At 67.7% G+C, this 13,765-nt stretch carries 14 protein-coding genes and 1 tRNA gene; 4 read left to right on the top strand and 11 right to left on the bottom strand.

Annotated elements, in window-relative coordinates; translation table 11 throughout:
• Positions 1 to 3 precede the first annotated feature (3 nt).
• The 7 genes from L3Q65_RS38230 to L3Q65_RS38200 all read right to left on the bottom strand — a co-directional run bounded on the left by L3Q65_RS38230 (position 4) and on the right by L3Q65_RS38200 (position 6,682).
• Positions 4 to 939, bottom strand: a complete 936-nt coding sequence (locus L3Q65_RS38230; RefSeq protein WP_182893942.1) for a glutamate ABC transporter substrate-binding protein — start codon at positions 937 to 939, stop codon at positions 4 to 6.
• 29 nt (positions 940 to 968) lie between these two features.
• Complete coding sequence (locus L3Q65_RS38225) at positions 969 to 2,357, bottom strand: hypothetical protein (protein ID WP_182893851.1); 1,389 nt, start codon at positions 2,355 to 2,357, stop codon at positions 969 to 971.
• 91 nt (positions 2,358 to 2,448) lie between these two features.
• Entirely contained in the window at positions 2,449 to 3,504 is a 1,056-nt protein-coding gene (locus L3Q65_RS38220) for an ATP-NAD kinase family protein (protein WP_182893850.1), read from the bottom strand.
• A 142-nt stretch (positions 3,505 to 3,646) separates the two neighbouring features.
• Positions 3,647 to 3,868 carry a heavy-metal-associated domain-containing protein gene (locus tag L3Q65_RS38215; RefSeq protein WP_009071751.1) on the bottom strand — a complete coding sequence of 74 codons (222 nt, stop codon included), beginning with the start codon at positions 3,866 to 3,868 and terminating at the stop codon, positions 3,647 to 3,649.
• A 182-nt stretch (positions 3,869 to 4,050) separates the two neighbouring features.
• On the bottom strand, positions 4,051 to 4,254 hold the full coding sequence (locus L3Q65_RS38210; protein ID WP_037365521.1) for a cold-shock protein: 204 nt from the start codon (positions 4,252 to 4,254) through the stop codon (positions 4,051 to 4,053).
• 211 nt (positions 4,255 to 4,465) lie between these two features.
• Positions 4,466 to 4,807 carry a hypothetical protein gene (locus tag L3Q65_RS38205; protein WP_037807433.1) on the bottom strand — a complete coding sequence of 114 codons (342 nt, stop codon included), beginning with the start codon at positions 4,805 to 4,807 and terminating at the stop codon, positions 4,466 to 4,468.
• A gap of 231 nt (positions 4,808 to 5,038) precedes the next feature.
• Positions 5,039 to 6,682, bottom strand: a complete 1,644-nt coding sequence (locus tag L3Q65_RS38200; RefSeq protein ID WP_182893849.1) for a thiamine pyrophosphate-binding protein — start codon at positions 6,680 to 6,682, stop codon at positions 5,039 to 5,041.
• Between the two features lie 124 nt (positions 6,683 to 6,806).
• Here L3Q65_RS38200 and L3Q65_RS38195 point away from each other — a divergent pair, with 124 nt between their 5' ends.
• Both L3Q65_RS38195 and L3Q65_RS38190 read left to right on the top strand, forming a co-directional pair.
• Entirely contained in the window at positions 6,807 to 8,087 is a 1,281-nt protein-coding gene (locus L3Q65_RS38195; RefSeq protein ID WP_237597857.1) for a hydroxyacid-oxoacid transhydrogenase, read from the top strand.
• Positions 8,081 to 8,488 (top strand): thioesterase family protein, encoded by a 408-nt coding sequence (locus L3Q65_RS38190; RefSeq protein WP_237597856.1) that lies wholly within the window; start codon positions 8,081 to 8,083, stop codon positions 8,486 to 8,488. Before L3Q65_RS38195 ends, L3Q65_RS38190 begins: the two co-directional genes overlap by 7 nt.
• Here the strand turns inward: L3Q65_RS38190 and L3Q65_RS38185 are convergent, their stop codons facing one another.
• On the bottom strand, positions 8,489 to 9,442 hold the full coding sequence (locus tag L3Q65_RS38185; protein ID WP_237597855.1) for a YafY family protein: 954 nt from the start codon (positions 9,440 to 9,442) through the stop codon (positions 8,489 to 8,491).
• 46 nt (positions 9,443 to 9,488) lie between these two features.
• On the opposite strand from L3Q65_RS38185, the gene L3Q65_RS38180 reads away from it, so the two are divergent.
• Together L3Q65_RS38180 and L3Q65_RS38175 are read left to right on the top strand one after the other, a co-directional pair.
• A complete protein-coding gene (locus L3Q65_RS38180) occupies positions 9,489 to 10,577 on the top strand; it encodes an epoxide hydrolase family protein (RefSeq protein WP_237597854.1) in 1,089 nt (362 codons plus the stop codon).
• A gap of 60 nt (positions 10,578 to 10,637) precedes the next feature.
• Positions 10,638 to 10,713: transfer RNA gene (locus L3Q65_RS38175), tRNA-Lys, on the top strand.
• A gap of 52 nt (positions 10,714 to 10,765) precedes the next feature.
• Here L3Q65_RS38175 and xerC read toward each other — a convergent pair.
• The 3 genes from xerC to L3Q65_RS38160 are packed head-to-tail and all read right to left on the bottom strand — an operon-like array spanning position 10,766 to position 13,764.
• Positions 10,766 to 11,953 carry a tyrosine recombinase XerC gene (gene xerC / locus L3Q65_RS38170; RefSeq protein ID WP_237597853.1) on the bottom strand — a complete coding sequence of 396 codons (1,188 nt, stop codon included), beginning with the start codon at positions 11,951 to 11,953 and terminating at the stop codon, positions 10,766 to 10,768.
• A gap of 13 nt (positions 11,954 to 11,966) precedes the next feature.
• Positions 11,967 to 12,155: an AlpA family transcriptional regulator gene (locus L3Q65_RS38165; RefSeq protein ID WP_237597852.1), complete on the bottom strand. Its 189-nt coding sequence runs from the start codon at positions 12,153 to 12,155 to the stop codon at positions 11,967 to 11,969.
• A gap of 16 nt (positions 12,156 to 12,171) precedes the next feature.
• On the bottom strand, positions 12,172 to 13,764 hold the full coding sequence (locus L3Q65_RS38160; RefSeq protein ID WP_237597851.1) for a replication initiator: 1,593 nt from the start codon (positions 13,762 to 13,764) through the stop codon (positions 12,172 to 12,174).
• Position 13,765 lies beyond the last annotated feature (1 nt).

Raw genomic sequence — 13,765 nt, 5'->3', positions numbered from 1 at the left:
AGGTCACCCGTATTGCGGGGACGGCGGGTTCGCCGGTCCCAGCCGGGCGCCGACCCAGTTCTGGTAACTGCTCGCCCAGGTGCCGTCGCCGCGGATCTTGTCCAGCACCGCGTTCACGAAGCGGACCAGGTCCTCCTCGTCCTTCGGGATCCCGACGCCGTAATTCTCCTGCGTCATCGGATCGCCCGCGACCTTCACCGTCGGGTCCTGCGCGGCCATGCCCGCCAGGATCGTGTCGTCGGTGGACACCGCGTCGACCTGGCCCTGCTGCAGCATCACCAGGCAGTCCGACCAGTTCGGCACCGACACCGCGACCGGTTTGGCCGGGTCGGTGGCGATCTTCGCGAGCGAGGTCGACTTCGCCGCCGCGCACACGCGCTTCCCGGCGAGGTCGGACAGCGACTGCGCGTTCGACGACTTCGGCACCAGGATCTTCTGCCCGGCCACGTAGTACACCGACGAGAACTGCACCTGCTTCCGGCGGGCGCAGGTGATGCTGTAGGTCCGGACCACCACGTCGACCTGGTGGTCCTTCAGCACGTTCTCCCGCTGCGACGACGTGATCGCCCGGTACTGCACGCGGCCGTCGGAACTGCCGAAAATCGCCTTGGCGATCTCGTTGACCAGGTCGATGTCGAAGCCCTCTAGCTTGCCGGTCTTCGGGTTCCGGAAGCCGAACAGATAGGTCGTCTGGTCGACGCCCGCGACGAGCTTCCCGCGTTGCTTGATCTTCTGCAGGCTCGGCCCGGAGGTGTCCAGACCATTCGGGGCGAGGCTGGCCAGCGGGTTGCAGCTGGTGTCGGAGTCGCCGCCGGCCGCGGCGTCCGGGCCGCCGACACCCGCCGGGGCGGGCCAGGCCGCGTCTGTGACCGGCGCGGCCTCCATCGGCTGGTCCGCCGTCCCGCAGGCGGCGGCGAGAACCGCGACCACCGCGAGCACGGCAGTCCGGACGAAGTGCCGCGACCGGATCACCGGTACTCCCTCAGTCTCTCTCGCACGCCGACTGTGATGCCGCCCGCCGCGAGCACCGCCAGCACTCCGACGCCCGCCGCGAGCGCGGTGAGCGCGTTGTCGCCGGATCTGGTGCTGTCGAGGAATTCCTGGCGGCAGACGTCGATCGCGGCCTGGAGGTTCGTGTCGAGCCGGGCGAACGCGGCGGCGGCGCTGTTCGGGCTCACACTCGTCGCGAAGTCGACCGCTTCCTGGTACTGGCCGCCGTCGTCGAGGCGGCGGACCTGAAGGTGGGCCAGCGACCATTCGCGCGCGGCCTGTTCCGCCGCTTCGATCTTCTTCTCGCCCGCGGTGCCGGAGGCGAGGCCGCGCGCGTCACCGAGCAGACCGCCCTTGCCGTCGGCTCCGACGAGCTTCTCGGCCAGCTTGATGAACTGCTGCTCGTACGCGCCGCCGTCACCGCGCGCGACCAGCGTCAGGGTTTCGTCCGCGCGGGCCTGCAGCGCGTAGATCCGGGCGCGCACCAGGATGTCGACCTGCGAGGTGCCGTCGGTGCGTCCAGTCGCGACGAGGCTGCCCTGCACGACGAGCGCGACCGCGCCCCACAGCAGCGACAGCACGATGCAGCCGGTGGCCACCAGCAGCCCGATGTTCAGCACCCGGTTCGTCCGCCGGGTCAAGTAGATCTGCGCGGCCACGAGCGCCGCGAGGAGCGCGACGACCAGCGCGACCGCCACCCATGGCACGTCGCTGCTGCTGTCCTGCTCGTCGGTGAGCTTCTGCGTGTGCGCCTTGTAGAGCTCGTCCGCTGCGGGCAGGATCGTCGTGCGCATCAGCTGCGAGGCCTCGCGCAAATACGAAGCGCCGGACGGGAAACCCTGCCGGTTGTTCGCGCGCGCGGTCTCGACGATCCCGGTGTAGACCGGGACCTTCTGGTTCAGGATGTCCACCTGGTGGGCGGCGGTGCCGACGTCAGTGGTGTCGGACGCCGCGCGGGCGAGCGCGGATCCCGCTTCGGCGATGTCCTGCTCGTACCGCTTCCGCAGCGCGGGCGGTTCCGTGCCGACGGAAAGAAAAGCGCTCGCCGCGGTCGCGTCCGCGTCCGACAACGAGCGGAACACCTGCTGCGCGGCCGCCGCGAGAGGTTCGCGGTGGTCGATCAGGCCGTTGATGGTGTTGTCCTTGTCCTTCACCGACAACACGCCCACGAGCCCGGCCACCAGCGAAAGCAGCACCAGCGCGACCGCGATCAGCGAAAGCTTGCCGGGCGTGGTGGTCGTGGATCTGACGACCGCGCGCACCGCCTGCCCGGGCAGATCCAGCAGCCCGGCGATTCCGCTGCGGCCCCGAAATTTCTCCGGTGGGGGCTCGGCAGTCGTTTCCGGCCGCGTCGCAGTGCTGCTCATCCCCGATCCTCCCCGTGTGCCACTCGCAGAAGGTAGCCGGTCGGGCAAGTCGCAGCGAACGACACCCGGAAGGTGTCACCTGCACGTGATCTCAGCCAGCGCACCGACCGTGGCTTCGGCCTTTCTCGCCGGTTCCGCTCGTAGCGGTACTGCGTAGCAACCCCTGGGTTGCCGCTTCGGCCATTGCCGCGCGTACGTCGACGCACCACGGGCCGTCGGCGCGCAGTTCGACGTACGCGCCTTCGCCGTTCTTCAGCTCCAGCTCGCGTTCTCCGTCTACCGCGATAACGCCGCCACCTGCGGCAAGGTCCACGCGTACGCCCGGACGCAGCACTCCCCAACCGCGTACGCCGACTGGACGCACCACACCAGGCGCGATCGCGGCGTGCACCACGTACGCGGAACTGTCGACCGGACCAAGCTGAAGCGCCACACCGTCCGCGCTGGAACGAGAGCTCGGACACAGCTGTCCGGCAATGCTCGACAGGCCAATGCCGTCCGGCTCGGCGAAGGTGCAGTACAGCTCAGTGAGCGCAGTGGGATCCCAGAGCGCCTTTGCGCCGACGTGCTTGTTCATCGAGACCGCGACGTCCACCAGCGCGATCTCGCGACGGTTCTTGGTGACGACTTCCAGCATGCTGACCCGCTGGGTGACGAGGTCGGCGTCGACCTGGCCGCTCGCGACCATCCCGGCGGCGAGCCCGGCCACCGTGGCCTCTCCGGCCTGCGGAAACGCGTTGTTGGTGCCAGTCGGCAACGCGAGCAGCGGCACGTCGCCACACGCCTTCGCGGCGACGCGGGCCGTGCCGTCGCCGCCGAGGCACACGATCACGCCGGCCCCGGCCTCGACCATCCGGCGCACCGCGTTGATGGTGTCTTGTGCGGTGCCGGTGAGCGTGTCCTCGTCGCAGAACTCCACCTGGGGCAGCGGGTCGCGGCCGAGGTCGCGCAGCACGGCGGCGGAGATGCCGCCGAGGTCAGTGGACAACAGCGCACGCTCGACGCCGGTCACCGCGAACGCCGACAGCAGCCGGCGCACCAGGTTGGCCTTCTCCTCGACCGGGACGGCCGACGCCTGCGTGACGAGTCTTCGGATGTCCTGACCGGACGCCGGGTTCGCCACTATCCCCGCAACGACTTCCCCCATCGAGCATCCCCTCAGTCCACTCCGCCAGGGGACCAGCACACGCGTCCGGCCGCGCGGAGGAAAGGGTTGCACGGACGTTGCATCGGCCGTGCCTCCACGCCGGCCAGAGCCTACCCTGGGTTCTCGCGCGGCTACCCGTCGTTCAAACGAGAGACGCAAGCCCTTCGTAGGTGTATCCGGCTTCTTCGACCGCGGCGCGGACGGCGGTCTCGTCGAGGGCTTCGGCGCTGCGGACCGTCACGTGCCCGGTTTCGACGTCGACCGTCACGTTCTCGACCCCGGGCACCTCGGTCAGTTCCTCGGTGACCGACTGCGCGCAGTGGCCGCAGGACATGCCGGTGACGAGGTAGGTGTTTTCGCTCATGCCAGCGAGCCTACGAGCACCCGGAGGGTCCACGATCGGGTGATCCACAATGGCCGGTCCGGCATAAAAAGCATTGTCCGGCAAGACAATCCGCATCGTGAGACGGACGCGCCGGGGCAGAGACGAAAGAAGCCACCACCCCCGCAACCGGGAGTGGTGGCGACTTAGCGATTAGACGTAGGTCAGATCACGCTGACCGACGTGGCCTGCGGGCCCTTCTGGCCCTGGCCGATCTCGAACTGCACGCGAGCGTTCTCCTCGAGGGTACGGAAACCGTTGCCCTGGATCTCGCTGTAGTGCACGAAGACGTCGCCGCCGCCGTTGTCGGGAGTGATGAAGCCGAACCCCTTCTCGGAGTTGAACCACTTCACGGTGCCCTCAGTCATCTAAACAATCTCCATACATAACACCAAAACAGGAAGCCGACCGACGTCCTGGGCCCAGACACGGGCGAGATGTGTTCCTCGACGAGGAGACCCACGCCCGCTGAGTTCTGCGAGCGTGCTTTACCACGAACACAAAAATCGAGACCATCGAAAGTAAAGCACAGCGGAGCGGGCCCGGACAAGCCGACTCACCCCAGTTCGCGAGGCCGGGTCACTCCCCGCTGGCGTGGCGGAGCGGCGCACCGAACGGCGACCGCCAGTCGGCGCCCTGATCAGGCGCGACCACGGCTACGTCGTGAGCCTCCGCACTGGCGCTGAACAGCACCGGAACCACTCCGGACCGGGTCTGGGCAGGCACCTCGACGGCCTGGCCCTGTTCCGGCTCCTCGCGCACTACCGACACCAGCGCACCGGCCCGCGCGGACCGGGCCCGGCCGCGAGCCGTCGCCGCGGCGGTACGGGATTTCCCGTCCTTTTCGTCGGCCATGACGAACTCCCCTCGTTCCTTCCCCGCGGCAAGCGGGGCGATGACCGCGATGGTGCCATCCGGCACCGACAAAATCCGGCCGAAACCGGTTGTCCCCACCCCTGAAACGCGCCGAACGGCCGCGAACCGAGCCGGGGAACGTGTCCACCCGGGAATTTCCCCAACCGAACGCCTGCCGAACCTCGCCGGGCGAACCGGGTCCGGATGCCGAACCCCGGGAACAAAGTCAGGTTACCTGAGCCAACCCCCGTCAGCTACCGAACATTCCCGGCGTTTCCTTGTGTTCTCAGGAAGATTTCAGGTCCCGGACGGACGCGGGGCTCCGAGAAGCGTGCTCAGCCGCACGTCGGGGGTCACGACGTCCGGGTCCGTCCGGACGTCGATCACGCACGGCCGCTGCCGGACGAGCGCGCTCGCGATGATCGGTTCGAGCCGCTCGCGATCGTCCACCGTGTACCCAGCCGCGCCGAGCCCGCGCGCCCACGACGCGAAGTCAGTCAGCGGGATGGTCACTCCGGACAGCCGTCCGTGCGTACGCGCCTGATGCATCGCGAGCGGACCGTGCAAGCCGTTCTGGAACACGACCACCATCACGGGCGCGCGGTAACGCACAGCAGTCTCGATCTCTTGCCCTGTCATGAGCGTGCCCGCGTCGCCGACCATCGCGACCACAGCGCGCCGCGGTTCGGCGAGCTTGGCCGCTACAGCCGCAGGCACCGCGTACCCCATCGCGGCGTTGCTCGGACCGAGTTGGCTGCGCGGAGCGGTGAAGCACCAGTAGCGGTGCATGAACTGCGCGAAGTTGCCAGCGTCACTGGTGACGATGGTGTCCTCGGGCGCGAGCTTTCGCAGCGCGCGCACGACGTCGACCGGATGTACGCGCGTGTTGTTGCTTGTGTTCGGCGGTGTCATGAAGGTGTGTACGGCAGCGTTCGCGGCCGACGCTCTGCGCGTACGCGGCGAAGCGATCGCGCGCAGCTCCTTCAGGAACGGCTCGACCTCAGTGTCCACACGGAACGTCAGGCCGCGACGGCGCTGTTCGTCGATGCCAGTGCCGACAAGGACAAGCGTCTGCTGCGGAGTCGGATAGCGGAACCCCTGCGTCGTGACTTCGTCGAGTTGAGTGCCGAGCGCGAGCACGAGGTCGGCTCGTTCGAGCGCGTCCAGCTGGCGCGCGGGGATGCCGAGGCCGAGATGTCCGGCGTAGCGCGCGTGGTTCTCCGGGAACGCGTCCTGGCGGCGGAAAGCGTTGTACACCGGCAGCGCCAGCTCGTCGGCCACTGCGATCAGCTCGTCCCGCGCCGACCGCGCGCGCCCGCCGACGATGACCACCGGATAGCGCGCTTCGTCCACCAGCCCGGCTACCGCTTCCGCCGAACGGCCCAGAGTTCCGGTGGCGGGCGGGCGAACCTTCGCCACCGGTTTGGCCGAGTCGTAGGGGACGCCCCACGCGTCGCTCGGCACGCCGATCACGACCGGGCCCGGCCGTCCTTCGCGGCATCGCGCGAGACCTTCGGCGAGCAGATGCGGCACATCGTCGGGGTCGTCGGCGCGGACGACCCATTTGGCGATCGATTCGAACATCCCGGTCGAATCGGACGCCGGGACCTCGCCGGTGAGCACCGGGTCGAGCGCGGGGGTTTCGAGCAGCACCACCATCGGCGTCTCGTCCTGATACGCCGTCTGCACGCCCATGACCAGCGCGGCGGCGCTCGGACCGCGGCTGGAGAGCAGCACCGCGGGGCGTTCGGTGAGCTTGCCCTCGGCCTCGGCCATGAAGGCGGCGCCCGAATCGTGGCGGGCCGAAACGAGCGTCACATCGCGCTCGCGGCGCAGCGCGTCGAGCAATTCCAGGAACGACTCGCCGACGACCGCGTACACCCGGCGAACCCGGGCCTCGTTCAAGACGCGTACGGCCGTTTGCGCGACGGTGGTTCCCACTTGGTATCTAATGAGGAGAGCTTAGGGCGGCACCGTGAACCGGCGTCAAGTGATCTTGAACAACTCGCCGCGGGATTGTGCCAATTGCCGGATCGGGCTGCCCACCAGTTGGGAGGACGCCGTCGTGACATCCGCCGAACATGAGACTGTTTTCACTTATGGGGCCCCGGCGCTCAAATACGGAACCGGGGCGAGCGACGAGATCGGATACGATCTTGCCCAGTTCGGCGCCCGTCGCGTCCTCGTGGTGACCGACCCGGTCGTCGCGGCGACCGGATGGCCGGAGCGGATCGCCGAGGGCATCCGCGGCTACGGGATCGCGGCCGAAACCTTCGACGGCGTGCACGTCGAGCCCACCGACGTCAGCATGCAGAAGGCGGTGGACTTCGCCCGCGGCACCGGTCCGTACGACGCGTTCGTGGCGGTCGGCGGCGGATCCAGCATCGACACCGCGAAGGCCGCCAACCTGCTGACCAGCAACGACGGCGAACTGATGGACTACGTCAACGCGCCAGTCGGCGGCGGCCGCGCGCCGGCGAATCCGCTGAAGCCGCTGGTGGCGGTGCCGACGACGACCGGAACCGGGTCCGAAAGCACCACGGTCTGCGTGCTGGACGTGCTGTCGCTGCGGGTGAAGAGCGGGATCAGCCACCTGCGGCTGCGTCCGACGCTCGCGGTTGTGGACCCGCGGCTCACGGTCAGCCAGCCCGCCGGGGTCACCGCGGCGAGCGGGATGGACATCCTGTGCCACGCCGCGGAGAGCTACACCGCCAAGCCCTACACCGAGTTCGGCCGCAAACGGCCCGAGGAGCGGGTGCCGTACTGCGGGGCGAACCCGCTCGCGGACATGTTCGCGGAGAAGTCGCTGCAACTGCTGTCGTGGGCACTGCCCGCCGCGGTGCGCGACGGCGAGGACATGGCCGCGCGCGAGGCGATGGCGCTGGCCGCGACGTTCGCCGGACTCGGCTTCGGCAACGCCGGCGTGCACATCCCGCACGCCAACGCGTACCCGATCGCCGGGCAGGTGCGGGATTTCCACCCCGACGGCTATCCCGGCGAGGAGGCGATGGTGCCGCACGGCATGGCCGTCTCGCTCACCGCGCCCGCCGCGTTCCGGTTCACCTTCGCCGCGAACCCGGAACGCCACCAGCGCGTCGCCCGGCTGCTGGCCCCGGATTTCGAATGGTCCGGCGACTTCGCCGACCACCTGCCCGCCGTGCTGACCATGCTGATGCGCGAGATCGGCCTGCCCGCCGGCCTCGGCGCGGTCGGCTACCGTGAGTCCGATGTGGACTCTCTCGTCGAGGGGACCCTGAAGCAGCAACGATTGCTGGCCACCGCGCCGCGCACACCGTCCGAAGAGGACCTGTCGGGCATTCTGCGTGATTCGGTGCAGCTGTGGTGAGCTATCCGCACTGGCAGACGGTTCCGTTGCGCTGGAAGGACAACGACGTCTACGGCCACGTGAACAACGTGGTGCATTACTCGCTGATGGACACCGTCATCAACACCTGGCTGATCGAGCGGGGCGGACTTGACATCGAGTCTGGGCCGGTGATCGGGCTGTGCGTGGAATCGCGTTGCGCTTACCACGCTTCGGTTTCGTTCCCGGACACGCTGCGGATCGGCTTGCGGGTGGCGCACCTCGGGCGGTCGAGCGTGCGGTACGAGATCGGGATGTACACGGCGTCGGAGACCTTGGTAGCGGAAGGCCATTTCGTGCACGTGTTCGTGGACCGAGAGTCGCGGCGGCCAGTGGAAGTGACCGGGAAGCTGCGGGAATCGCTCGCGGAACTGGCGGTGTGATCACGCCGGACCGGCCGCGCGCAACGCCCGGCCGCCGAGTTCGCGCAGGTGCTCCGCCAGCTCCGGCGGTTCGTGCACCTCGAACTCGCGGCCGAGGCCGGTCAGCCGGAACGCCAGCCACTCCAGGGTGTCGGCCGGGCTGACGACGCGGCAGGTTCGCTCGTCCACCGCGGTCACTTCGCTTGCCGCGCCCCAAATCCGAGCCACCTCGTCCGCCGGCGCGTGCACGGTGACCACCGCGCGATGCGTCGGACGGGAGGTGTGCAGCTTCTTGGTCACGTACTCCGCCGGATCCTTGGCAGGCAGATCTCGCGCTGCGAACCGGGTCCCGATGGCCTGTGGTTTCTCTATGCGATCGACGCGGAAGACCCGCCAGTCGTCGCGGTCGCCGTCGAACGCCAGCAGGTACCAGCGACGGCCGGACGACACCAGATGATGCGGCTCGACCAGCCTTTTCGTCGCCGTGCCGTCGTTGGCGAGATAGCCGAACCGCAGCCGCTCGCGGTTGGCGATCGCCGTGGCCAGCAGCGTGAGCGCTTCCGGATTCACGCGCGGCCCGTCGTTCAGCGGCAACGGCACCGTCGCACTGCTCACCACGCTCACCCGCCGCCGCAGCCGAGACGGCAAGACCCTCTCCAGCTTCGCGAGCGCCCGCACCGACGCCTCGTCGATCCCGGTCACCGCGTGCCCAGACGCCATCCGCAACCCGACCGCGATCGCGACCGCTTCCTCGTCATCCAGCAGCAACGGCGGCATCGCACTGCCCGCGACCAGGCGATATCCGCCTTCCGCACCCATCGTCGCCTCGACCGGATACCCGAGTTCCCGCAGCCGCTCGATGTCCCGGCGAACCGTGCGGCCCTCGACGCCAAGCCGCTCCGCCAGCTCGCTGCCCGGCCACTGCCTCGGCGTCTGCAACAGGGACAGCAACCGCAACAACCGTGCCGCACTCATGATCTAGGACCATATCTGACCTATATGATGTCTAACGTCCTCTGTCATGAACATTCGCCCGTTCCGCATCGACATCTCCGACGCCGCCATCGCCGACCTGCGCGCCCGGCTCACGCAAACCCGCTGGCCGTCCCCGCTGCCCGGCGACGGCTGGGAACGCGGCGTCCCGGTCGACTGGCTGCGCGAGGTCGCGTCCTACTGGGCGACCGGCTATGACTGGCGCGCCCACGAGGCCAGGTTGAACGAATTCCCGCAGTTCCACACCGAAATCGACGGCGTCGACCTGCACTTCCTGCACATCCCGTCCGCCGCGCCGGACGCCACGCCCCTGTTGCTGACGCACGGCTGGCCGAACTCCTTCGTCGAGTTCGCGGACCTGATCGAGCACCTTGCAGACTTCCACGTCGTCGCCCCTTCGCTGCCCGGTTTCGGCTTCTCCTCCGCCCCCGGCCCGGGTTGGGACGCCTCCCGGGTCGCCCGCACATGGGCCGAATTGATGCGCCGCCTGAACTACCGCGACTACGTCGTCCAAGGCGGCGATTACGGCGCATACGTGGCCCCCGAAGTCGCCCGGGTCGGTCCGGTGCTGGGCGTCTACCTCACCGCTGGCCTGGGGATTCCCACTGACGCCGACCTGCCCGACCTCGATTCGGCCGAGCGGTCCGCGTTCGCCGAGATGATGTCCCAAGACTGGATGAACGGCGTCGACCACCACGCCCTCCTGCGCACCGCGCCGCAGACGTTCGCCTACGGCTGGAACGACTCCCCCGTGGCCGCGCTGGCGTGGATGGCGCAGAAGTTCCACGAGTTCAACGCCGGCGGGCGAGGGCTGGACGAGATGCTGGACGCGTTCCTGACGAACCTGAGCGTGTACTGGTTCACGGAGACCTTCGGGACTTCGTCGTGGTCGTTCTACTCAAGTGCCGGGTTCGCCTGGCCGCGGGGACAGAAAGAGGCGCCGACCGGGGTGTACAGCGGGGTGCCGGGGATCCGTCGGCTGGCTGAGCGGGAGTCGGAGATCGTCCACTGGCCTGTCGACAATCCGGCCGGGCACCACTTCATCGCGATGGACCAGCCGGAGGCTTATGCCGCGGACCTCGTTCGGTTCACGTCTCGACTCCGCTCGCCGCGGTGAGGCCGGAGTGGGTACCCACCCCGGCGAGGGGCCGGGTACCGCCCGCTAGACTGAGCGCGCGGGCCGTTAGCTCAATTGGTAGAGCTGCGGACTTTTAATCCGTAGGTTCTGGGTTCGAGCCCCAGGCGGCCCACCAAAACCCCAGGTCAGCGGCTTGGACCACAACATCCGATGATCTTGGTGCCCATTTACTGCCTCTTTTGCCTGCCGTCGAGCACGCGGAGAACTTCGGCGGGGCGGCGGGACGGCGCTTTGCGTCCGACGTAGGTGTAGGTCTGAGCGACCTGGGAGTGCCCGAGCAGGTCACTGGCGTAACGGGCGGGCAGGGCGTCGGTGACGATGGTAGCCACGGTGCGGCGGAAGGTGCGCGGGGTGAACCAGTCTCCGAGGTGATGACGGTCGCGGAAGGCACGCCAATCACGCCGGAGGTTGTTCGCTTCGCGCAGGCCGCCCTTGGAGTTGGGGAACACCCAGCCAGTCACGTCCTCGGGGCGGATGCCCTGCAAGGCGGCGACACGGGCGCGACGATCCAAGAGCAGGGTTACCAACCAATCCGTCAGGGCAATGTCACGCTGCGCGTTCTCGGTTTTCCCGTCGCTGACGTGCGCGCCGTCCGCCTTCGTGCGGACGAAGTTGCCTTCCATGCGGGCAATCTTTTTATCGAAGTCGATGTGTTCCCAGCGAATAGCAATCGCTTCACCGGTACGTTCCCCGGTGCCAGCGTAGAAGCGCATGATGTCGGGCAGGTCCTGCCGCACCGCAACTTCGTCATTGTCGGCCAGCCGGAAAATTTCCAGGGCTTCATTGACCTCCAGGGCGCGGGTCGGCTTACGCTTCTTGCCACCCTTTCGGTTTTCGACTGGACGCGCGTCTCGGACAGGATTGATTTTAATCGCTTCGTGTCGCACCGCATATCCGCAAATGCTAGACAAAATCGTCCGAGCGGTTTTTGCCGAGCTTGCCGACAGCTTGCGATTGATATCCTGAAGGATAGTGTCAATTCGACCGGCGTGGAGTTCGCCGATACTCAAGCCGATCACCCGAGGTTTGACATGCGTCATCCAACGGTTCTCGTATGTGTCCAATGACGAGCCGCTGCGATTGCCGAGATCAACTTCTGCGCGGAACTCGTTGAGCCAGAGTTCGCCAACCGTGACTACCTTCGTGTCTGCGGTGATGTGACCCTGCCGGGCCTGGCGGTCACGCAACCGCTCCCGGAGCTTATTCTCAGCTTTTGTCTTCGTTTCCGCCCAGGCCCGGACTTTCCGGACCGCGCCATCAAGGTCCCGGTAGTTTGCCGACGCCATGTATGACGACCCGTTTCGCCTGCTGCTGATCTTGCCATACGTTCCAACCGGCAACGAAGGACGAGCCATCAGGTTTCTCCTTTCACGGCTCAGTGGAGTCGAGCGAGTCGAACCAGCGCTGGACTTCTTCGGCGCGGTACCTCAGATACTTCCCTACTCGTTTTCCTTCGGGGCCGTACTTTCGGTTTCGCCAATCGTACAAAGTCTTGACGGGAATCCCGAGGTATTCAGCTACGTCATTGACAGTCCACAACCTTTCCACTGTGGTCATGATCGCTCCTTTCTGATTAGGCGATGGACTTCCTTTCGGTGATCTGGGTGTTGCGGTGTTCTCGTGCTTTGGCGGCGGCGGTGAGGGCCAGTTCTGCGTCACCGGTGGTGAGGTAGCCGATTCCGGCGAAGGCAAGGTCGCTGACGATGAGGGTGGTGTCGTCGTCAAGGTGGTCGGCGGTGTGGTGTTCGGCGTGACGCAGGAGTTGTTGGCTGCGCTGGTAGACGCGGCGAATGGTTTTGAGGGCTTTGCGGGTGGGGCCGTAACGGCGGGAGCGGGTGGTGAAGTGGCCGCCGAATCCGAACATGTGGGCCCAGCGGCGGAGTTTGCCGTAGGTGTGTTTCCAGACTTCGCGGTTTTCGGGCTCGTCTCCGGCGTCGGGCGGATACCAGTGGCCGCCTTCATGGTCGGGTTCGCCGGGGTCGTAGGGGTTGGCCCCGATGTCCCAGCAGGCGGCGATAAGGGTTCCGGCGTGGGTCTGGTAATCCGCGTAGCGGCGGATGTTCTGGGTAGTGATGCGCCGGGCGGTGAAGCCGGTGGCTTCGGTGGACTTGGTGGCGTATTTGGCGACGTAGGCGGCGACCATCTCTTCGGTGACCTGTGCGCCGGTGACGCGGGACAGGGGGCGGTTGACCAGCTGGGAGCCCCAGGTGATGAGCCAGCCTTCGGGGCGGGGGTCGAGGTGGCGTCCGCCGGGGTGAGGCGGGGTGCGGAACGCGGTGGTAGTGACGGCCTGGGTGATCAGGTTGTCCAGGTGGCCGGCGTTGAGGTCTGGGGGCGGCGGGTGGATGGCATCCGGATCATCGGGGTCGCGCTGGTCGAGGCGGATGATCGCGTGGAAGTGGACGATGCCGCGGTGCTGGTATTCGGCGACTTTGCCGAAGCTGACGTCCAGTTTAATGCCGTGTTCATTGCCCAGGCGGGAGGCGAGGCGGCGGAGTGTCTGGGTGGTGCGGCGCCAGAGTTCGGAGGCGAAGGCGTTCCAGACGGCGTGTCCGGCGTAGTCGTAGCAGTCGGGGCAGAGGGGCTTGCCGATGGCTTTGGAGCCGTCTGGGTGGCGTTGGGAGCACCAGGTGGGGCGTCCGTGGGGGCAGAGGGTCATGGTGCGGCGCGGGCGGCAGGGTTTCATCTTGCCGGATGCGGTAGTGCTGTGGGTGTGGACGGGCCCGAAGGAGGGTGCGGTGAGGGTGGTGAACACGGCGGGGTGCCGGTTGACGGTGTCGGGGGTGCCTTTGCCGCCGGTGAGCCCGCTTTTGATCATGTGGTAGGTGTCGGCCCGGTACATTTCGGCGCAGGAGGGGCAGACTTCGGCGCGCCGGTCTCCGCAGGGGATGTAGACGACTTCGTCGGGCATCGTCGCGGTGGTGCGGGTGGCGAGGATTTCGCCGGTGGCGGTGTTGACGGTGTGGATGCGCCCGGACAGGCGGATGGGGCGGATGCAGCCCCGGGCGGTGCCGACGTGGCGCAGCCATTGGTTGTAGCCGGGGTCGGCGGCGCGGGCGGCGGCGGTGGCGTAGGCGCTGGTGGTGTCCTGACCGGGCTCGGGTTTGCGCGCGAGGGGGCGCAGGGTGTCCATGAGCCCGGTCAGGGTGGTGATGCTGTCTGGCATG

Origin of the sequence: Amycolatopsis sp. FU40 (assembly GCF_021903635.1) — a bacterium.
GTDB lineage: Bacteria > Actinomycetota > Actinomycetes > Mycobacteriales > Pseudonocardiaceae > Amycolatopsis > Amycolatopsis dendrobii.
The sequence above is the reverse complement of the archived record's forward strand: the minus strand, read 5'-3'. Positions and strand labels throughout refer to the sequence as shown.